The sequence below is a fragment of the Variovorax sp. MSC1_012 genome, assembly GCF_023667525.1.
In the GTDB taxonomy this organism is placed as follows: Bacteria; Pseudomonadota; Gammaproteobacteria; order Burkholderiales; family Burkholderiaceae_C; genus Variovorax; species Variovorax beijingensis_B.
In genome coordinates, this window is the sequence record NZ_CM174443.1 from 1,428,724 (window position 1) to 1,448,462 (window position 19,739).

The following is a 19,739-nucleotide window of genomic DNA, read 5'->3' on the forward strand; positions in this document are numbered from 1 at the left end:
ATCCGGTGTTCAACACCAACGGGGCCATGGGCCCCGTTTTCGATGATGAAGGTGCCGCATGACGATGGCCCCCGCGGCGGTCTGGCAGGCCGGCCGTTTTGCAATCGATCTCGCGCAGCCGCGCGTGATGGGCATCGTCAACGTCACGCCCGATTCCTTCTCCGACGGCGGGGCGCATGCCTCCACCGAGGCCGCGCTGCGGCATTGCGAGCAGCTGCTGAAGGAGGGCGCCGACATCCTCGACATCGGCGGCGAGTCGACCCGCCCCGGCAGCCCGGCCGTGCCGCTCGATGCCGAACTCGCGCGCGTGCTGCCGGTGGTCCGGGAAGCGGTCAAGCTCGATGTGCCGCTGTCCATCGACACCTACAAGCCGGAAGTCATGGGCGCGGTGCTCGAACTGGGCGCCGACATCGTCAACGACGTCTGGGCGCTGCGCCGGCCTGGCGCGCGCGAGGCGGTGGCGGCGCATCCTTCGTGCGGCGTCTGCCTGATGCACATGCATCGGGATCCGCAAACCATGCAGGCGTCGCCCATGCAGGGAGACGTGGTGGCCCAGGTGCTGTCGTTCTGGGCCGAGCAGGTGGCCTGGTTGCAGGCACTGAAGGTCGATCCGTCGCGGATCACGCTGGACCCGGGTATCGGCTTCGGCAAGACCGTGGCGCAGAATTTTGCGCTGCTGGCACGCCAGCGCGAGCTGCTCGAAGCCGGCTATCCGCTGCTGCTGGGGTGGTCCCGCAAGTCGTCGATCGGCACGGTCAGCGGCATTCCGGCGGCCGCCGAGCGCCTGGTGCCCAGCGTGACGGCGGCGGTGCTGGCCGTGGACCGCGGCGCGACCATCGTACGGGTGCACGATGTGCGCGACACCGTGGCGGCGATCGCCGTGTGGCGCGCCATGAAGGCTGAAGAGACACATCCACAACAAAACCCGACAACAAGAACGAATCCATGACCCGCAAATACTTTGGCACTGACGGCATCCGCGGCACCGTCGGCCAGTCGCCCATCACACCAGATTTCGTGCTGCGCCTCGCGCATGCCGTGGGCCGTGTGCTCAAGAAGAGCGAGGCGCGCCCCACCGTGCTGATCGGCAAGGACACCCGCATCTCGGGCTACATGCTCGAGTCCGCGCTGGAGTCGGGTTTCAACTCCGCCGGGGTCGACGTGGTGCTGCTGGGCCCGCTGCCGACGCCCGGCGTGGCGTACCTCACGCGCGCCCAGCGCGCGAGCCTGGGCGTGGTGATCAGCGCCAGCCACAACGCCTACCCGGACAACGGCATCAAGTTTTTCAGCGCACAGGGAACCAAGCTCGACGATGACTGGGAGCTTGCGGTGGAAGCTGCGCTCGAGGAGGCCCCGGTGTGGGTCGACTCCGCGAACCTCGGCAAGGCCCGCCGCCTCAACGATGCGCCGGGCCGCTACATCGAGTTCTGCAAGAGCACATTCGCCAACGACCTGACGCTGCGCGGCGTGAAGCTCGTGGTCGATGCGGCCCACGGCGCGGCCTACCAGGTGGCGCCCAACGTGTTCCACGAATTGGGCGCCGAGGTCAGCAGCATCGGCTGCGCACCCGACGGTCTCAACATCAACAAGGGCTTTGGCGCCACGCATCCCGCCGCGCTGGTGGCGGCCGTGACGGCGCAGAGGGCCGACTACGGCATTGCGCTCGACGGCGACGCCGACCGCCTGCAACTCATCGATGCCAGCGGGCGCCTGTTCAATGGCGACGAGCTGCTCTACCTCATGGTGGCCGAACGCATGGCGCGCGGCGACAAGCCCGCGGGCGTGGTCGGCACGCTCATGACCAACAAGGCGATCGAGGTGGCGCTGCGCGGGCAGGGTATCGAACTCGTGCGCGCCAAGGTGGGCGACCGCTATGTGCTCGAGGAGCTCGAAAAGCGCGGCTGGCTCCTGGGTGGCGAGGGCTCGGGCCACCTGCTGGCGCTCGACCGCCACACCACCGGGGACGGCATCGTGAGCGCGCTGCAGGTGCTGCAGGCCTGCGTGCGCAGCGGCAAGACGGTGGCGCAGCTGCTCGCGGAGATCACGCTGTTTCCACAGGTGCTGATCAATGTCCGCCTGACACCGGGACAGGACTGGAAGAACAACGATGCGCTCGCCGGCGAGACGCAGCGCATCGAAGCCGAGCTCGGCGACAGCGGCCGCGTGCTGATCCGCGCGAGCGGCACCGAACCGCTGGTGCGCGTGATGGTCGAGGCGCGCGATGCGAAGCAGGCGCAGTCTTGCGCGCAGCGGCTTGCCGCAACCCTGGAACCCGCGCGGTGACGACGGTCGAGGTCGTCCTGGCGGACTACCGCAACGCCGCGCACGCAGCCGCGCTGGTCGACCTGCTCGACGCCTATGCACGCGATCCCGCGGGCGGCGGCACGCCGCTCGAAGCGGGCGTGCTGGCCGGGCTGCCTGCGGCGCTGGCCGCGCGGCCGCAAGCCTTCAGCGTGCTCGCGTACGACGGGCAAACGCCTGTGGGCCTGGTCAACTGCATCGAAGGGTTCTCGACCTTCGCCTGCAAGCCGCTGGTCAATGTGCACGACGTGGTCGTGCTGCCCAGCCATCGCGGCCAGCGCATCGCGCAGCGCATGCTTGCGCGGGTGGAGCAGGAGGCCCGCGCGCGCGGTGCCTGCAAGCTCACGCTCGAGGTGCTGTCGGGCAATGCGCCGGCGCTGCGCAGCTACGAGCGCGAGGGGTTCGCCGGCTATCAGCTCGATCCGGCGTTCGGGCACGCGGTCTTTTTGCAGAAGAAGCTCTGAAAGAGAAAAGGGCCGGGGCGAAATCTCTCGCCGTCGGCCCTCGCCCCAACCCTCTCCCCGCGGGGAGAGGGAGGAAGACAGATCAGAAGCGCGTGACGGGCATGTCGGCATCGCCCTTGTTCGGCGCGTACTTGCCGAGTTCCCACTTGGCGATCGCATTGCGGTGCACCTCGTCCGGGCCGTCCGCAAAGCGCAGCGTGCGGGCGCCGGCATAGGCATAGGCCAGCGGGAAGTCGTCGCACATGCCGCCGCCTCCATGTGCCTGCATGGCCCAGTCGATCACCTGGCAGGCCATGCTCGGCGCCACCACCTTGATCATCGCGATCTCGTTCTTGGCGACCTTGTTGCCGGCCACGTCCATCAGCCATGCGGCCTTGAGCGTGAGCAGGCGCGCCATGTCGATCTTGCAGCGCGCCTCGGCGATGCGTTCCTGCGTGACGGTCTGAGAGGCGACGGTCTTGCCGAAGGCCACGCGCGAGGAGGCGCGCTTGCACATCAGCTCGAGGGCGCGCTCGGCCAGGCCGATCAGGCGCATGCAGTGGTGGATGCGTCCGGGGCCGAGGCGGCCCTGGGCGATCTCGAAGCCGCGGCCTTCGCCGAGCAGCATGTTGTCGGCCGGCACGCGCACGTTCTCGAAGTACATCTCGACGTGGCCGTGCGGCGCATCGTCGTAGCCCATCACGTTGAGCGGGCGCACGATGCGGATGCCCTTGGCGTCGGCCGGCACGATGATCATGCTCTGCTGCGAATGGCGCGGCGCGTCGGGGTCGCTCTTGCCCATGGTGATGAAGACGGCGCAGCGCGGATCGGCCGCGCCCGAGATCCACCACTTGCGGCCGTTGATCACGTACTCGTCGCCCTGGCGCTCGATGCGGGTCGAGATGTTGGTCGCGTCGCTGGAGGCAACGTCGGGTTCGGTCATGGCAAAGGCCGAGCGGATCTGGCCTTCGAGCAGCGGCTTGAGCCAGCGCGCCTTGATGGCTTCGGAACCGTAGCGGGCAATGGTCTCCATGTTGCCGGTGTCCGGCGCCGAGCAGTTGAAGGCTTCCGAGGCCCATGGCACGCGGCCCATGATCTCGGCCAGCGGCGCGTATTCCTGGTTGGTGAGGCCCGCGCCTTCGTAGCCCGAGGCGGCCGCGCTGTCGACCGGCAGGAACAGGTTCCACAGGCCCTGGGCCTTGGCCTTTTCCTTGAGCTTCTCGACGGTCTTGAGCGCGGTCCAGCGCTTGCCCGCGGCCGTGTTGGCGGCCAGCTCGGCGGAATACTCGGCTTCGGCCGGATAGATGTGCGCGTCCATGAATGCGCTCACGCGCTTCTGGAGCTCCTTGGTTTTTGCCGAGTATTCGAAGTCCATCGTCTGTCTCCTGGTGGGGTGTAGGGACGGTTATGCCTTTTGGGCAAACTGCCAGGCCATTTCGGCCATGGGGCGCGCGCCGCGGCCCGAGGCCACGGCTTGTTCGCTCGATGCGGTGCCTGCCTCGACCCGCTTGGCAATGCCTTGCAGGATCGCGGCCATGCGAAACAGGTTGTAGGCCTGGTAGAAGTTCCAGTCGGGCGCCAGTGCCTCGGGCGTGGTGAGCCCGGTGCGTTCGCAGTACTTGTGGATGTATTCGCTTTCGGTCGGAATGCCCAGGCTCCTGTGATCCAGCCCGCCGATGCCGCGGAACGATGCGCCCGAGATGTGCCACGACATGCAGTGGTAGCTGAAGTCGGCCAGCGGATGGCCGAGCGTCGAGAGCTCCCAGTCGAGCACGGCAATCGCGCGCGGCTCGGTGGCGTGGAACATCAGGTTGTCGAGCCGGAAGTCGCCATGCACGATGGACACCATCTTCTCGTCGCGCGCGCTTTGCGGCATGTGGGCCGGCAGCCATTCCATGAGCTTGTCCATCTCGGGAATGGGCTGCGTGATGGACGCCACGTATTGCTTGCTCCAGCGGCCGATCTGGCGCTCGAAGTAGTTGCCGGGCTTGCCGTAGTCCGCAAGGCCGCGCTCGGCAAACTTCACGGTGTGCAGCGCGGCGATGACGCGGTTCATCTCGTCGTAGATGGCCGTGCGCTCGGCGTTGTCCATGCCGGGCAGGGCCTGGTCCCAGAGCACGCGGCCCTGCATGAACTCCATCACGTAGAAGGCGCGGCCGATCACGGCTTCGTCCTCGCACAGGCAGTGCATGCGCGGCACGGGCACGTCGGTGCCGGCCAAGCCGCTCATGACCTTGAATTCGCGTTCCACCGCATGGGCCGAGGGCAGCAGCTTGGCGACGGGGCCGGGCTTGGCGCGCATCACGTAGCTCTGCGTGGGCGTGACGAGCTTGTAGGTCGGGTTCGATTGCCCGCCCTTGAACATCTCGACCGTCAGCGGGCCCTTGAAGTCGTCGAGGTTCTTCGCCAGCCACGCGGCAAGCGCTTCGACGTCGAAGGCATGCTGCTGCGAGACCGCACGGGTACCGATGAAGTTGGAGAAGTCCTGGCTCATGTCAATGATCTGCTTCCGAGACGCGCATCAACGCTGCGCGGTCCAATACGACCAGGCCGCCCGGCTCGATGCGGATGGTGCCCTCGCGTTCCATGGTCTTGAGTTCCTGGTTGACGCGCTGGCGCGACGCGCCGAGCAGCTGGGCAAGTTCTTCCTGCGCCAGCTGCAGGCCGATGCGCATCTGGCTGCCATCTTCCAGGTTGGGCACGCCGTAGCTGCGCACCAGGTGGATGAGCTGCTTGGCCAGGCGTGCGCGCAGGGGCAGGGTGTTGAGGTCTTCCACCAGCCCGAACAGCGTGCGGATGCGGCGCGCCTGCAGCCGCATCAGCGCTTCGTACAGCTCCACGTGCGCAGCCAGGATCTTCTGGAAGTCGGCCCGCGCCACGCACAGGATGGTGGTGTCTCCATGCGCATAGGCATCGTGCGTGCGCCGGTCCCCGTCGAACATCGCCACGTCGCCGAACCAGATGCCCGGCTCCACGTAGGTCAGCGTCACCTGCTTGCCCGAGACGGCCGTCGAGCTGACGCGCACCGCGCCCTTGGCGCAGGCGATCCAGTGGTCGGGAGGATCGCCGCGGGCAGCGATCAGGTCGCCGTCCTTGAAGCGTTTGACAAAGGCGCATCGGAGAATGTCGTGCCGTAGCGATGGAGAAAGAGAAGAAAACCAGCGACCACTGTTGATCGCTTCACGTTCTTCGATGGTAAGAATGGGGTCGTCCATTGGTCTGTCCTGTCGGCGACTGAAAAACTGAGGGGTGTCGCAGGAGCGACGGCGTGCCGCTACTCGTAGTGCGGTGATTTCTTCTCGATGAACGCGGCAATGCCGATGCCCGCATTCGGGTGGTGCAGGTTGCGTACGAAGTGGTCGCGCTCCTGCGAGAGCTGCGACGCAAACGTGGCGCCGGGCGCTTCGCTGAGCAGTTCCTTGATGCTGGCCAGCGAATTGGGTGCGCGCTCGTTGAGCCGGGCCGCCAGCGCCAGGGCGCTTGCAAGCGCCTGGCCGTGCTCGCTCAGTTCATTGACCAGGCCGAGCGCATGCAGCCGCGGCGCGCCGATGCGCTCGCCGCACATCAGCCACTCGCTGGCCAGCTGGCGCGGCAATGCACGCCCCAGCTGCCAGCTCAGGCCGCCATCGGGCGAGAGCGCCACGTTGCTGTACGACGCCGCAAAGACCGCGTCGCGCGCGGCCACCACGAAATCGCAGGCCAGTGCCAGCGAGAAGCCGGCACCTGCGGCTGCGCCTTCGACCGCAGCGATGATGGGCTTGGGAAAGGCGCGGATCGAGTCGATCCAGTTGTGCAGGCCCTCGATGCTTTCGGCCTGCACCGAAGGGTCGCGCTGCCGGTTGTCGGACAGCCGCTGCAGCGAGCCGCCGGCGCAGAACCATGCACCTTCGCCCACGATGACGACGCTGCGGATCTCCTCGCTGCTCTCGGCGCCGTTGAGTGCCTCGATGCCGGCGGCGTAGATCTCGGGGCCCAGTGCATTGCGCTGGGTCGGGTTGGCGATCGTCAGCACCATGGTGCGTCCCTCGCTGGTGCTCTTCAGTTCGGCGGTCATCGCTGTGATGCTTTCGTTGGTGTTGGTCTGCTTATTCTTCTTCGTGCAGCAGGCTCAGGCCGATCGCACCGCGGCGGCGCAGCCACGGGCTCGGGCGGTAGCGCGGATCGCCGTAGACGGTCTGCAGGTTGAACAGCACTTCGAGCATGTTGGTCGGCCCGTACAGGTTGCCCATGGCGAGCGGGCCGCGCGGATAGCCCAGGCCCAGCTGCACCGCGGTTTCGAGGTCGGCCGGCGAGCAGACGCGCTGCTGGCACATGTCGGCTGCAATGTTCACGATGGTGCCGATCACGCGCTGCGTCACGAAGCCGCCGCTGTCGCGGATCACGCTCACTGCCTTTCCATCGCGCGCGAAGAGCGCGTGCGCCGCATCGCGGATGTCGCGCCGCGTGGCGGGGTTGGTGGCGAGCACGCGGCGCTTGGTGGCGGCATCGTCGATCAGCATGTCGATGCCCATCGTGCGCGTGGCGTCCAGCCGCTCGACCGCGGCCACCGTGGTCACGTCGAAGCCCAGCGGGGCCACCAGGATCAGCGACGTGGGCGCCGCCGTGGCACCGCTGTCGATCTGCGCGCCCAGCGCGTTCACCAGCCGCAGCAATTCGGCCCGGCGCGCGGCGCGGGGCGAAACCCAGACCGAGGGCATTGCCGCCACCACCGGCAGTGCCGGCTCGGCGGGCTGCTGCATCACGCCGTCGTTGTAGCGGTAGAAGCCTTCATTGGTCTTGCGGCCCAGCACGCCGGCCGCAAGCCTCTGGGCAGTGATCACGCTGGGCCGGAAGCGCGGCTCCTCGTAGTACTGGTGGTAGATCGATTCCATCACCGGATGCGACACGTCGAGCGCGGTCAGGTCCATCAGCTCGAAAGGGCCCAGGCGAAAACCGGCCTGCTCCTTCAGGATGCGGTCGATGGTCGCGAAATCGGCCACGCCTTCGCCGACGATGCGCAGGGCTTCCGTGCCATAGCCGCGGCCCGCGTGGTTGACGATGAAGCCCGGCGTGTCCTGCGCCTGCACGGCGCTGTGACCCATCTGCACCGCATAGCCTGCGAGCTGCTTGCAGACCTCGGCCGAAGTCTTGAAGCCGGCCACCACCTCGACCACCTTCATCAGCGGCACCGGGTTGAAGAAGTGAAAGCCCGCCACGCGCTCCGGATGCGCGAGTCCGGCCGCAATGGCCGTGACCGACAGCGACGAGGTGTTGGTGGCCAGCGTGGCCGTGGGCGCGACGACCGTTTCGAGTTCGCGGAACAGCTTGCGCTTGACTTCGAGATCTTCGACCACCGCTTCGACCACCAGGTCGCACTGCGCCAGCGCCCCGACCGAGTCGACCGCCTTCACGCGGGCGATCTGCGCATCGCGCGCCGCGGCGTCGATCTTGCCCTTCTCGTGCAGCTTGTTCCATTGGGCCGCGAGGGCTTCGCGTCCGCGTTCGGCGGCACCTGCAAAACTGTCGAGCAGCAGCACTTCGCTGCCCGCCTGGGCTGCGATCTGTGCGATGCCTCGGCCCATGGCGCCGGCGCCGACGACGCCGATCCGGGTGTAGTTGACTGTCATTGAAAAAAATCTTCGCTGGTTGGTGGGTGTCCGGACCCGCTTGCAGGCACCGGGCCCGGAGTTTGCGCAGCCTTCGATTTTGCAGCCATCGGCCGCAGGGCCATGCCGGGTTTTACGCGGGGCCGCCGCGCGGTCAGGCCGGCCGGCGGCTGCGATCGATGGCCACGCTCAGGCCGATGGCCGCGAGCAGCAGGGCAAAACCGGCCCAGTTCATCCACGCCACCGCGTCGTTGGCAAGCAGCCATCCACCCAGCCCGGCACCCACCGCCTGACCGACATAGATGCCGGAACTGTTCAGCGCCACCGAGCCCGGCGCGAGCGCGGGGGCCAGGCCGACCAGCCGCGCCTGCTGCGCCGAATTGGTCGCGAAGCAGCCCAGGCCCCAGGGCACGAGCACTGCCGCCAGCCACGGCAGCGTGCCGGCCCATGGCCAGAGGAACAGGCTCAGCGCGATCAGCGAACTCGTCACGAGCACCATGCGGCCCGCGCCCACGCGGTCGATGAACCGGCTCACGAGCATGTTGCCTGCGAGACCGAAGATTCCGAACAAGGCCCACATCAGGCTCAGCGTGGTGGGATCCGCGCCGAAGTCCCGCTTCAGGATCGGCCCGAAATAGCTGAACAGCACGAACTGTCCGGCCCCCTGCAGCGCCGTGACCGAGACGATGCCCATCAGCACCGGGCTGCGCAGCACGCGCGACCAGGCAGCTGCCGTCAGCGCTGCGGGGCGAATTCCCTTCGGCAGCGTCAGCCAGATCGATGCCGCGCTGGCGATGCTCAGCAGCGCAATTGCCCCGAAAGCCATGCGCCAGCCGAGATGGCCGCCCACCAGCGCACCGATGGGTAGCCCGAGCACCGAGGCCAGCGACCAGCCCAGAAAGACGAAGGTCACGGCGCGGCCGCGATGCTCCGGCAGCACCAGCATGCCGGCGCAGGCCGCGGCCTGGGGCGTGAAGATCGCAGGCGCCACCACCGTGAGCATGCGCACCGGCAGCAGGGCGCCGAAGCTCGGCATCAGCGCCGCAATGGCGTGCCCGGCCGCGTACCAGAGGAGGGTGAGGGCGAGCAGCTGGCGACGGTCCCAGCCTGCGACCGCTGCCGCCAGCAGCGGCGCGCCCAGGCACATCACGACCGCGGCGACCGTGATCAGCTGGCCCGCTGTCGCGACGGAGACAGAAAGCGACGTGCTGATTTCATTGAGCGTGCCCGGCACCACCATCACGCCCGTTCCGATCACGAAATTGCCGGCCAGCAAGGCCCACAGTGCGCCGCGGGGCGCGGGCCGGCGGCTCATGCAATCACCGGCGAACCTGCAGCGCGCCAGGGTTCACGATGTTGGTGGGGTTGCCCTTGATGAAGCTCACGACATTGTCGAAAGCCTGGCCGAAGTAGCTTTCGTAGCTGTCCTGCTCGACGTAGCCGATGTGCGGCGTGCAGATGCAGTTCTCCAGCCGCAGCAGCGCATGGCCCTGCAGCGGCGGCTCGCTCTCGAACACGTCGACCGCCGCCAGCCCAGGCCGGCCGCGGTTGAGCGCAGCGAGCAGCGCATCGGCCTCGACCAGTTCGGCGCGGGAGGTGTTGACGAAGAGCGCGGTCGGCTTCATGCGCGAAAGATCCTCGAGCTTGACCAGGCCGTTGGTTTCCTCGTTGAGCCGCAGATGCACCGACAGCACGTCGGCCGCAGCGAAGAATTCGTGGCGGTTCTGCGCCACCTGGAAGCCGTCGGAGCGGGCCTTGGCGCAGCTTGCCTCGCGCCCCCAGATCACCACCTGCATGCCGAAGGCCTGCCCGTAGCGCGCCACCAACTGGCCGATGCGGCCGTAGCCCCAGATGCAGAGCGTCTTGCCCTTGAGCACCGAGCCCAGCCCGAAATTGGGCGGCATGGAGGCCGACTTGAGCCCCGACTGCTGCCAGGCCCCATGCTTGAGGTTGCTGATGTACTGCGGCAGGCGGCGCATGGCCGCCATGATCAGCGCCCAGGTCAGCTCGGCAGGCGCCTGGGGCGAGCCGGTGCCCTCGGCCACCGCCACGCCGCGCTCCGTGCAGGCCGTGACGTCGATATGGCCGCCCACGCGTCCCGTCTGCGAAATGAGCTTGAGCTTGGGAAGCTTTTCGATCAGCTGGCGAGAGATGTGGGTGCGTTCGCGGATCAGCACGATCACGTCGGCATCCTTCAGCCGAACCGAGAGCTGCCCGATGCCCTTGACCGTGTTGGTGTAGACCTTGGCTGCATACGCGTCCAGCTTGGCGGCGCAGCGCAGCTTGCGCACGGCGTCCTGGTAATCGTCGAGGATCACAATGTTCATGGCGTGCCATTGTGCCTCGCAGCATTGGCATGACGCGCGTGTGAACGTTTGGATACCCACCCCGGGTAACGGTCACCGGGGGTTGCACGGGTTCAGTGCAACTGGGTGGAGCGGGGCGCGGCGCTGATGGCTTCCATCGCCTCGAGTGCCGCCAGGCGGTCGAGCTCGGCGCAGACATCGGCCATGCGGCCGGAAATTACCATGCGGTTGGTGCTGCGTTTGTCGCCTTGGTGGCCGTCGACCACGCGAATGACGCGCAGCGGCCGCACGGGCGCCGGCGCCGCGCTGGGAGCTGCCGCGTGGGCGCGGGCCGTACAGGCCGGCCGGACCGCGATGTAGCGCAACCCGGCAGAGGTGCTGCCGGTCTCGCGGCGAGCCGGGCGGCGTGCCGGCAGCAACCGGCTTGCAAGCGATTGCAGCGGCATCCACAAATCAGCAATGGCGAGGAGGGCGATTCCCATGTGAACTCCAAAAAAGTCTGAGGTTGAACACAGGCAGGATTTCTTTGAATGGACGCAACAGGGTGATGGCGACAAAGCGCCATACGCCCGCCACCTGTTGCGGCCGAATGGGGTGCAGGCCGCGCGGCCTACATCAGCATGGTGTTGCGGATGAGGCCCACCGCCAGGCCTTCGATCTCGAAGGGCTCGCCGGGCTGGACCACGATGGTCGGGTAGTCGGGGTTTTCGGCATGCAGCTCGATGACCAGCTTGTTGCGCTTGAGGCGCTTTACCGTGACTTCGTCGCCCAGGCGTGCCACCACGATCTGGCCGTTGCGCGCCTCCTTGGTGGCCTGGACCGCGAGCAGGTCGCCGTCCATGATGCCGGCGTCGCGCATGGACATGCCGCGCACCTTGAGCAGGTAATCAGGCTGGCGCTGGAACAGCGTGTTCTCGACGTAGTAGGTCTGGTCGACGTGTTCCTGCGCGAGGATGGGCGAGCCCGCCGCCACGCGGCCTATGAGAGGTAGCGCGAGCTGCGACATGCCGGGCAGCGAGAGGGAGAACTGGCCGCCTTCACGGTGGCGCGTCTCGTTGAGCGAACGCAGCGCGTCGCCCTTGAGCCGGATGCCGCGCGAAGTGCCGCTGACAAGTTCGATCACGCCCTTGCGGGCCAGCGCCTGCAGGTGCTCCTCGGCGGCATTGGCCGACTTGAAACCCAGCTCATTGGCGATTTCGGCCCGCGTGGGCGGCGCGCCGGTACGGGCGATGGCGCTCTGGATCAAGTCCAGGATCTGCTGCTGGCGGGCGGTAAGCTTAACGGCGAACTGCATATGTGGTTCCTTGCGGCACTGGCTGAATATCCAGTACCTGTATTTTTAACCAGTTTTTAAAAGTTGGCAACCCATGGTTAATTCCCTTTCGCCCAGCCTGCGGCGCGTCGTGGTCCTGGGCACCGGCGGCACCATCGCAGGCCGGGCCGCGAGCGGCACCGACAACATCGGCTACACCGCTGGAGAGGTGGGGGTGGCGGACCTGCTCGGTGGCATCGATGCGCCAGCGGGCCTGGCGCTCGTGGCGGAGCAGGTGGCGCAGCTCGACAGCAAGGACATGGCTTTCGACATCTGGCTGCAGCTCGCCGAGCGCTGCGCCTTCTGGCTGGCCGAGGCCGACGTGGCGGGCGTGGTGATCACGCACGGCACCGACACCATCGAGGAAACGGCGTTCTTCCTCCAGGCGGTGCTTGCGCCCGGCAAGCCCGTGGTGTTGACCTGCGCCATGCGCCCGGCCAGCTCGCTCTCGCCCGACGGTCCGCAGAACCTGCGCGATGCCATCGCTGTCGCGGCCACGCCGGCGGCGCACGGCGTGACGGTGGTCTGCGCGGGCGCCATCCACGGCGCGCTGGATGTGCAGAAGGTGCACACCTATCGCCCGGACGCGTTTTCATCGGGCGATGCCGGGCCGGTCGGCTACGTGGAAGAGGGCGCGGTGCGGCGCCTTCGCGACTGGCCGCAGGCGGTGGGCGGGGCCTCGAAGATCCCTGAAGCGAAGGCGGGGGCGGCGGTGCGCTGGCCGCGCGTGGAGATCGTCACCAGCCATGCGGGCACAAGCGGCGCCCTCGTCGACCTGCTGCTGCAGGAGCGGGCGTCGGGGGGCGCCGAACCGATCCGCGGGCTGGTCGTGGCCGCGACCGGCAATGGCACGGTGCACCAGGCGCTCGAGGCGGCGGCCCTGCGGGCCCAGGACACGGGCGTGGCGGTGCTGCGTGCCACCCGTTGCGCGAACGGACGCATCCTGCCGAAGCCCGGCGATCTGCTGCGGGACGCCGGTGCGCTGACGCCTGTCAAGGCGCGCATCGCGCTGATGCTGGAACTGATGGGAACGGCGCCCGCCTGAGCGGTGGCCGCGGGCAGCGGATGAAATTCAGCTGCTGAGGGCCGCGAGCGCGCGTTGCGTGATCTCGTCGACGCTGCCCACGCCCTTGATGGCGCGGTACTTCGGCGCCGAGGCCGGATCGGCCTTGGCCCAGGCCGAGTAGTAGTCGACCAGCGGGCGCGTCTGCTGGCTGTAGACCTCGAGCCGCTTGCGCACGGTTTCTTCCTCGTCGTCCTTGCGCTGGATCAGGTCTTCACCCGTGACGTCGTCCTTGCCCTCGACCTTGGGCGGATTGAACTTGACGTGGTAGGTGCGGCCCGACGCGGGGTGCGAGCGGCGGCCGCTCATGCGTTCGATGATGTCGCTGAACGGCACGTCGATTTCGAGCACGTAGTCGAGCTTGACGCCGGCCGCCTTCATGGCGTCGGCCTGGGGAATGGTGCGCGGGAAGCCGTCGAACAGGAAACCGCCGGCGCAATCGGGTTGCGCGATGCGTTCCTTCACGAGGTTGATGATCAGGTCGTCGCTCACGAGGCCACCGGACTCCATGACGGCCTTGGCCTGCTGTCCGAGCGGGGTGCCGGCCTTGACGGCAGCGCGCAGCATGTCGCCGGTCGAAATTTGAGGAATGCCGTATTTCTGGCAGATGAAGGCTGCTTGCGTGCCTTTGCCCGCCCCGGGCGCGCCCAGCAAAATTAGTCTCATGGTGTCCTCGGAGGGTTCTTGGATCTTGTGTCGCGCCAAGCGTCAGCCCGGGAGCGGGGCAAGGCGGAATTGCGTCGAGGATAGCATGCGAGCGCGTGAAGAATTTCCGCTGCCGCCCTCGCAGCAGCGCACTTTTTCAGCGCGCCGGATCGGCGGCGAAGACCGCGCGCACGCGCTCGAGGTCCGCGGGGGTATCGACGCCGGGCCCGGGCGCGACATGGCTGACGTGCACCGCGATGCGATGCCCGTGCCACAGCGCGCGCAGCTGTTCGAGCGCTTCGGTGGCCTCGACGGGCGCAGGTGCCAGCGAAGGAAAGCTACGCACGAAGCCGGCGCGGTAGCCGTAGATGCCGATGTGCCGCAGCGGTGCCGGTGCGGGCAGCACGGAAGGCGGTGCACCGTTGGCGGAACCGTCGCGCCACCACGGAATGGGCGCGCGGCTGAAGTACAACGCGTTGCCCTGTGCATCGAGCACCACCTTCACCACGTTCGGATTCAGGAAGTCGTCGAGCGAGTCGATCTCGTGGGCTGCCGTGCTCATGGCAGCTTCCGGATGCGTGGCCAGCGCGGATGCCACCGCGTCGATGAGCGCGGGATCGATCAGCGGCTCGTCGCCCTGGACGTTGACGACGATGTCGTTGCCGTCCAGCCCCAGTTGCTCGCAGGCTTCGGCCAGGCGGTCGGAGCCGCTCGGGTGGTCCTGGCGGGTCAGGATGGCTTCCACACCATGTGTTCTGCATGCCGCGACGATGGCCGCGTCGTCGCCAGCCACCACCACGCGCGCGGCGGCGGATTGGCTGGCACGCCGGGCCACGCGCACCACCATGGGCAGGCCGGTGATGTCGGCCAGCGGCTTGTTGGGCAGCCGTGTCGAAGCCAGTCGGGCCGGCACCAGGACAGTGAAGCTCACAGCCCGAGCTCTTCGTCGGACAGCGTGCGGGCTTCGTTCTCGAGCAGAACGGGAATGCCGTCTCGCACCGGATAGGCCAGGCGTGCGCTGCGCGAGCAGAGCTCCTGCTTCTCGGGGTTCCAGGTCAGCGGGCCCTTGGTGACGGGGCAGACGAGCAGTTCAAGCAGCTTGGTATCCATCGAGCGATGATAGCTTTGCGTCGAGCGCCGCGAAGAATTCAGGCGAGGGTGCGAAGTCCAGCGGCACCGCAAGCGCGTCGGGGGCCTTGGGCCACAGCTTGACGGCGTCCTTTTCGGTGCAGACGAGGCGTTGCCCGGTGCCGGCAGGGCGCTGCCAGCCTTCGAAATCGTAGTGGTCCGGCAGCGCGATCGTCTCGGCAAGCGTCAGCCCGCGCGCCCGCAGCATGCCGAAGAACGCTTCGGGCCGCGCAATGGCCGCCAGCGCGATCACCGGTTCGCGGGCAAGCGCATCGAGCGGCATGCGTTTTCCGTCGCTCGCCACGGCGTCATGCGCGAGCGCACGGGTGGCGGTGTAGCCCCCCTCGAAGGCGGGGAGCGCTCCGCTGTGGAGCACCAGGTCGCACGGGCGCGGCCAGCGCTCGCGCAGCGGGCCCGCGGGCAGCCGCCAGCCGTTGCCCACGCCGCGGTCGTCGAACACGCAGATCTCGATGTCGCGCGCCAGCGCAAGGTGCTGCAGCCCGTCGTCGCTCACGATGACCTGCGTGGCCGGATGCCGGGTGAGCAGGGCACGCGCGGCCTCGATGCGGCGCCGCGCCACGAACACCGGCGCGCCGGTGGTGCGGCGAGTCAGCAGCGGTTCATCGCCGACGTCGGAGGCGTTGCTCTCGGCGAGTACTTCGCGGCAGTCGCCGGTGCGGCGGCCATGGCCGCGCGACACCACGCCAACCTGCAGCCCGCGGGCCTGCAGGTGCCGCACGACTGCCATCACGACCGGGGTCTTGCCCGCGCCGCCGGCAATCACGTTGCCGACCACGATCACCGGCACCTGGACGCGTTCGGTCGTGCGCCATCCCATCCGGTAGAGCCAGCATCGCAGCCCGAAAAGCGCCGCGTAGACCAGCGACAGAGGCCACAGCAGGCAGGCCAGCGCGCCGCGATGCAGCCAGGCGCGCTGCAGTCGTGAGGCCGGCACAGCGATCGGGCCGGTGGTGCCGGTGGTGCTTCGGCCCTGCGACGGCACTCAGTGCCCTGCTTGCGCCGTCGACTGGGCTGCGAAAGTGATCTGCACCAAGCCCACGCGGCGCGCGGCTTCCATCACCGTGATCACGGCCTGGTGCGGGCTGCTGGCGTCGGCGCTGATGATGACCACGCTGTCCTTGCCGCCGATTGCGGCCGCACCCAGTGCAGCGGCCACGGTGTCCACGTTGCGGTCGGCCACGGGTTTCTTGTTGATCGAGTAGCGGCCGTCGGCGGAGACCGCCACGATCACTTCCTTGGGATAGTCGCGTTGCGAATCGACGTCCGCCGTCGGCAGCCGAAGCTGCATCTCGGTGAACTTGCTATAGGTGGTCGACAGCATCAGGAAGATCAGGATGACCAGCAGCACGTCGATGAACGGGATCAGGTTGATCTCCGGCTCATCGCGCGCGCCATGGCGAAACTGCATGCGGCCGCGGCTCATGGCAAGCCTCCGCCGGGCAGCGCAGCACACGCAGTGGCGAGCGACGCGAAGCCCATCATTTGCGCAACGCGTTCAGGTGGCGGGCGAAGCGCTCGCCCGACAGTTCGAGGTTGAGCAGGTATTCGTCGACCCGGCTGCGGAAATAGCGCCAGAAGATCAGGGTCGGAATCGCCACGATCAGGCCGAAAGCCGTGTTGTAGAGCGCGATCGAAATGCCGTGCGCCAGCTGCGCGGGGTTCCCGGAGCCCACCGCGCCGCTGCCGGGCGACTGCGACCCGAAGATCTCGATCATGCCGATGACCGTGCCCAGCAGGCCGAGCAGCGGCGCCGCCGATGCAATGGTGGCCAGCGCCGGCAGGTAGCGCTCCAGCTTGTGCGCCACGGTGCGGCCCGAGGCCTCCATGGCGGCGCGCAGGTCTTCCTCGGTACAGCGCGGATTGGCATTGAGCGCCCGCAGGCCGGCGGCCAGCACCTGTCCGAGCATCGAGTTGCGCTCGAGCTTGGTCACCACGTCGGGCCCCGGTACGGCGCCGTGCGACACGGTAATGGCTTCGTCGAGCAGCTTGGGCGGCAGGACCCTCACGGTCTTGAGGCTTGTGAAACGTTCGATAACCAAGGCGAGCGCGATGATCGAACAGGCGAGCAATGGCCAGATTGGCCAGCCCGCGGCAACTATGATGGAAAACAAGGAATCCTCCGGCCCCGTAGACTGCAAATGCGCGGCGATTATCCACCGAGGCCACCATCGCCACGCGGCTTGTTTGCATGTCAGCGAAGACGCACAGATTCTGTGGATAACTTTGTGATTAACCCGCTGCGCAACTTGTCTGGACCCGCATGGGACGGGCCTCCCGCTAGATCGATTGAATTTTGAGCAGCTCTTTTTCCAATGAAATCAACAGCTTGCACGACAAACCGTGCACCTGTTCCGTATCGAGGCCGCGGCATCGAGGCCGGGCAACCCATTGTGGAAGAGTGGCCGCCGGCCGCGCGGGCGTCCTGTGAACCTGCGTGACGCGAATCCAACGCCGGGCCCGCGGATCTGGGCTGTCGGCGCGCTGTGCCGGGCGGTGGCCGATGCGCTCGATGCGCGCTTCAATCCCGTCGCGGTGCGCGGCGAGATTTCCGGCTTCTCGCGTGCTTCGAGTGGACATTGTTACTTTGCGCTCAAGGACACGTCGGGCCAACTGCGCTGCGCGATGTTCCGGCGCGCGGCGGGCCTGCTCGACTTTTCCCCGCGTGACGGCGACCAGGTCGAGGTGCGCGGGCGGCTGGCGGTGTACGAACCGCGCGGCGACCTGCAGCTGGTGGTCGAAAGCCTGCAGCGCGCCGGCCAGGGCGCGCTATTCGAGCAATTCCTGCAACGCAAGGCACGGCTCGAAGCCGAAGGGCTCTTCGATGCGGAACGCAAGCGCGCGCTGCCGGTCATGCCGCGCGCGGTGGGCCTCGTCACTTCGCTCGGCGCCGCGGCGCTGCACGACGTGGTCACGGCGCTGCGGCGCCGGGTGCCGCACATTCCCGTGGTCCTGGCGCCGGCGGCGGTGCAGGGCGCCAATGCGCCGGCGGAACTCGTGCGCGCGCTGCAATCGCTGTACGCGCTGGAGCCGGCCGTCGACGTGATCCTGCTGGTGCGCGGGGGCGGCTCCATCGAGGATCTCTGGGCGTTCAATGATGAAACCCTGGCGCGCACCATCGTCCAAAGCCCGGTTCCGCTGATCTGCGGCGTCGGCCACGAAACCGACTTCACCATCGCCGACTTCTGCGCCGACCTGCGCGCGCCCACGCCCACGGCCGCGGCGGAACTCGTCAGCGCGCCCCAGGCAATGTGGCTCGGTGCGATCGATCTGCTGAATGAACGGCTCGACAGTGCGCTGGGTGCGCGCCTCGACGTACTGGGGCAGCGCCTCGACCAGGCCGCAGCGCGCCTGGGCCGGCCCTCAGGATTGGTGGCGCGCCAGCAACTGCGGCTCGCGCACGATTCGCAGCGGCTGCGCTATGCGCTCTTGTCCAGGGCCGAGCGCCTTGCCCAGGTGCCGCGCGCGATTGGCGCCGATTTCCCGCTCAAGCTCGAGCGCGCGCTGGTGCAGCGGCGCGAGCGGCTGGAACGCGTCGCTCTGCGCCTGCGGCTGCTCGATCCTGCGCTGGTGCTCCAGCGCGGCTATGCCTGGCTCACCGATCCCGGCGGCCGCGCGATCGTCAGCGCGAAGCAGCTGAGTGCGGGCGACGCCGTGGTCGCGCGGCTCGCCGATGGTTCAGTCGACCTGACCGTGGCGCCCGGCAAAACGGGAACGCGTCCGACGCCGGGTGCGTAATTCCTTTCTAGAATCCTTTATTCCCCACAACCAACCCACGAGAAAAAACCATGGAACATGTGCTCCCACCCCTGCCATACGCCCTCGACGCGCTGGCACCCGAGTACTCGAAGGAAACCCTCGAGTACCACTACGGCAAGCACCACAACGCCTACGTGGTGAACCTCAACAACCTGCAAAAGGGCACCGAGTTCGAGTCGATGACGCTCGAGGAGATCGTCAAGAAGTCCAGCGGCGGCATCTACAACAACGCCGCCCAGATCTGGAACCACACCTTCTTCTGGAGCTGCATGAAGCCCCAGGGTGGCGGCGCTCCGAGCGGCGCGCTGGCCAAGGCCATCGATGCCAAGTGGGGCAGCTACGACGCCTTCAAGGAAGCGTTCGTGAAGTCGGCCGTGGGCAACTTCGGTTCGGGCTGGACCTGGCTGGTGAAGAAGGCCGACGGTTCGCTGGACATCGTGAACATGGGCGCCGCAGGCACGCCGCTGACCACCGGCGACACCCCGGTGCTGACGGTGGACGTGTGGGAGCACGCCTACTACATCGACTACCGCAACCTGCGCCCGAAGTTCGTCGAGACCTTCCTGGCCAAGCTGGTGAACTGGGACTTCGCGGCCAAGAACTTCGGCTGAGCCGGGTTCTCCCAATGAAAAAGCCGACCCGAGGGTCGGCTTTTTCGTGGGCTGGTGAAAAGCAGGCGCTCAGCGCTTCGAAGCAGCGAACAGCTCGCCGCCGAGCTTGGCGCCCTTCTTGATGTTCTTCTTGGCGAACCAGCCCTGGTTCATCTCGAGCACGAAGCGTACGGGCTCCTCGGAGCAGTGGGAGTTCTCGGTCATTGGCTGCATGTCGACCAAGTTGACGATGCGGCCGTCATCCGCCACGAAGGCGGCGGTCAGCGGCAGCAGCGTGTTGCGCATCCAGAAGCACTGGGTGGCCGGCTGGTCGAAAACGAAGATCATGCCTTCGGCCTGCGGCATCTCCTTGCGAAACATCAGGCCGATCTCCCGCTGGCGGGGCGTCTGCGCGACTTGCGCATCGATCGTGTACAGGCCTACGGACAGCTTGGTGCGTTGCAGGTCGGTCTGGGGTTGCTCCTGTGCCTGCGCGGAGCCCATCAGGGCGGCGGCGAGCAGGAGCAGGGCGGCAAAACGCTGGAACATCGGGGCTTCTTTCAGGACGGGGCCCAAGGATTCGAGGACG

Annotated in this window: 22 protein-coding genes; 6 read left to right on the plus strand and 16 right to left on the minus strand. The window is 67.6% G+C overall.

The genetic code is table 11. From position 1 onward, the window contains the following. Positions 1-58 precede the first annotated feature (58 nt). Genes folP through L1081_RS06695 form a run of 3 tightly spaced genes read left to right on the plus strand, consistent with a single transcriptional unit; the run spans position 59 to position 2,765 of the window. Positions 59-949, plus strand: coding sequence for a dihydropteroate synthase (gene folP, locus L1081_RS06685; RefSeq protein WP_489415738.1), 891 nt, complete (start codon positions 59-61; stop codon positions 947-949). Next, a complete protein-coding gene (gene glmM / locus L1081_RS06690) occupies positions 946-2,283 on the plus strand; it encodes a phosphoglucosamine mutase (RefSeq protein WP_489415739.1) in 1,338 nt (445 codons plus the stop codon). The genes folP and glmM overlap by 4 nt, the downstream gene beginning before the upstream one ends. Next, the gene (locus L1081_RS06695) at positions 2,280-2,765 is read left to right on the plus strand and encodes a GNAT family N-acetyltransferase (RefSeq protein ID WP_489415740.1); all 486 of its coding nucleotides are present in this window, start codon (positions 2,280-2,282) and stop codon (positions 2,763-2,765) included. Before glmM ends, L1081_RS06695 begins: the two co-directional genes overlap by 4 nt. Positions 2,766-2,847: 82 nt before the next feature. Here the strand turns inward: L1081_RS06695 and L1081_RS06700 are convergent, their stop codons facing one another. The 9 genes from L1081_RS06700 to lexA all read right to left on the minus strand — a co-directional run bounded on the left by L1081_RS06700 (position 2,848) and on the right by lexA (position 11,929). After that, positions 2,848-4,119, minus strand: coding sequence for an acyl-CoA dehydrogenase family protein (locus tag L1081_RS06700; protein WP_145746600.1), 1,272 nt, complete (start codon positions 4,117-4,119; stop codon positions 2,848-2,850). A 30-nt stretch (positions 4,120-4,149) separates the two neighbouring features. Further along, positions 4,150-5,238: a phosphotransferase gene (locus L1081_RS06705; protein ID WP_489415741.1), complete on the minus strand. Its 1,089-nt coding sequence runs from the start codon at positions 5,236-5,238 to the stop codon at positions 4,150-4,152. Position 5,239: 1 nt separating this feature from the next. Next, positions 5,240-5,959, minus strand: a complete 720-nt coding sequence (locus L1081_RS06710; protein ID WP_012747738.1) for a Crp/Fnr family transcriptional regulator — start codon at positions 5,957-5,959, stop codon at positions 5,240-5,242. Between the two features lie 59 nt (positions 5,960-6,018). Further along, positions 6,019-6,798, minus strand: coding sequence for an oxepin-CoA hydrolase, alternative type (locus L1081_RS06715; protein WP_489415742.1), 780 nt, complete (start codon positions 6,796-6,798; stop codon positions 6,019-6,021). 31 nt (positions 6,799-6,829) lie between these two features. Continuing rightward, on the minus strand, positions 6,830-8,350 hold the full coding sequence (locus L1081_RS06720) for a 3-hydroxyacyl-CoA dehydrogenase (RefSeq protein WP_489415743.1): 1,521 nt from the start codon (positions 8,348-8,350) through the stop codon (positions 6,830-6,832). 133 nt (positions 8,351-8,483) lie between these two features. Then, positions 8,484-9,644, minus strand: coding sequence for an MFS transporter (locus tag L1081_RS06725; protein WP_489415744.1), 1,161 nt, complete (start codon positions 9,642-9,644; stop codon positions 8,484-8,486). Positions 9,645-9,648: 4 nt separating this feature from the next. Continuing rightward, positions 9,649-10,656: a D-2-hydroxyacid dehydrogenase family protein gene (locus L1081_RS06730; protein WP_489415745.1), complete on the minus strand. Its 1,008-nt coding sequence runs from the start codon at positions 10,654-10,656 to the stop codon at positions 9,649-9,651. 92 nt (positions 10,657-10,748) lie between these two features. Then, on the minus strand, positions 10,749-11,117 hold the full coding sequence (locus tag L1081_RS06735) for a hypothetical protein (protein ID WP_489415746.1): 369 nt from the start codon (positions 11,115-11,117) through the stop codon (positions 10,749-10,751). 128 nt (positions 11,118-11,245) lie between these two features. After that, positions 11,246-11,929, minus strand: coding sequence for a transcriptional repressor LexA (lexA, locus tag L1081_RS06740; RefSeq protein ID WP_489415747.1), 684 nt, complete (start codon positions 11,927-11,929; stop codon positions 11,246-11,248). A gap of 73 nt (positions 11,930-12,002) precedes the next feature. On the opposite strand from lexA, the gene L1081_RS06745 reads away from it, so the two are divergent. Next, positions 12,003-12,992, plus strand: coding sequence for an asparaginase domain-containing protein (locus L1081_RS06745; protein WP_489415748.1), 990 nt, complete (start codon positions 12,003-12,005; stop codon positions 12,990-12,992). Between the two features lie 27 nt (positions 12,993-13,019). Here L1081_RS06745 and adk read toward each other — a convergent pair whose 3' ends face one another. The 6 genes from adk to L1081_RS06775 form a co-directional block, all read right to left on the minus strand. Continuing rightward, a complete protein-coding gene (gene adk, locus L1081_RS06750) occupies positions 13,020-13,676 on the minus strand; it encodes an adenylate kinase (RefSeq protein ID WP_438999220.1) in 657 nt (218 codons plus the stop codon). A 136-nt stretch (positions 13,677-13,812) separates the two neighbouring features. Then, positions 13,813-14,586: a 3-deoxy-manno-octulosonate cytidylyltransferase gene (gene kdsB / locus L1081_RS06755; protein ID WP_489415749.1), complete on the minus strand. Its 774-nt coding sequence runs from the start codon at positions 14,584-14,586 to the stop codon at positions 13,813-13,815. Continuing rightward, positions 14,583-14,765: a Trm112 family protein gene (locus L1081_RS06760; protein ID WP_007836935.1), complete on the minus strand. Its 183-nt coding sequence runs from the start codon at positions 14,763-14,765 to the stop codon at positions 14,583-14,585. The genes kdsB and L1081_RS06760 overlap by 4 nt, the downstream gene beginning before the upstream one ends. Beyond that, positions 14,746-15,786, minus strand: coding sequence for a tetraacyldisaccharide 4'-kinase (lpxK, locus tag L1081_RS06765; protein WP_489415750.1), 1,041 nt, complete (start codon positions 15,784-15,786; stop codon positions 14,746-14,748). Before lpxK ends, L1081_RS06760 begins: the two co-directional genes overlap by 20 nt. After that, positions 15,787-16,212, minus strand: a complete 426-nt coding sequence (locus L1081_RS06770; protein WP_405547614.1) for an ExbD/TolR family protein — start codon at positions 16,210-16,212, stop codon at positions 15,787-15,789. Positions 16,213-16,282: 70 nt separating this feature from the next. After that, positions 16,283-16,915, minus strand: coding sequence for a MotA/TolQ/ExbB proton channel family protein (locus L1081_RS06775; protein ID WP_124960573.1), 633 nt, complete (start codon positions 16,913-16,915; stop codon positions 16,283-16,285). A 313-nt stretch (positions 16,916-17,228) separates the two neighbouring features. Here L1081_RS06775 and xseA point away from each other — a divergent pair, with 313 nt between their 5' ends. Further along, positions 17,229-18,539: an exodeoxyribonuclease VII large subunit gene (xseA, locus tag L1081_RS06780; protein WP_489415751.1), complete on the plus strand. Its 1,311-nt coding sequence runs from the start codon at positions 17,229-17,231 to the stop codon at positions 18,537-18,539. Positions 18,540-18,589: 50 nt separating this feature from the next. Continuing rightward, positions 18,590-19,171: a Fe-Mn family superoxide dismutase gene (locus L1081_RS06785; protein ID WP_489415752.1), complete on the plus strand. Its 582-nt coding sequence runs from the start codon at positions 18,590-18,592 to the stop codon at positions 19,169-19,171. A 69-nt stretch (positions 19,172-19,240) separates the two neighbouring features. Here the strand turns inward: L1081_RS06785 and L1081_RS06790 are convergent, their stop codons facing one another. Then, the gene (locus L1081_RS06790; RefSeq protein ID WP_489415753.1) at positions 19,241-19,699 is read right to left on the minus strand and encodes a DUF192 domain-containing protein; all 459 of its coding nucleotides are present in this window, start codon (positions 19,697-19,699) and stop codon (positions 19,241-19,243) included. Positions 19,700-19,739 lie beyond the last annotated feature (40 nt).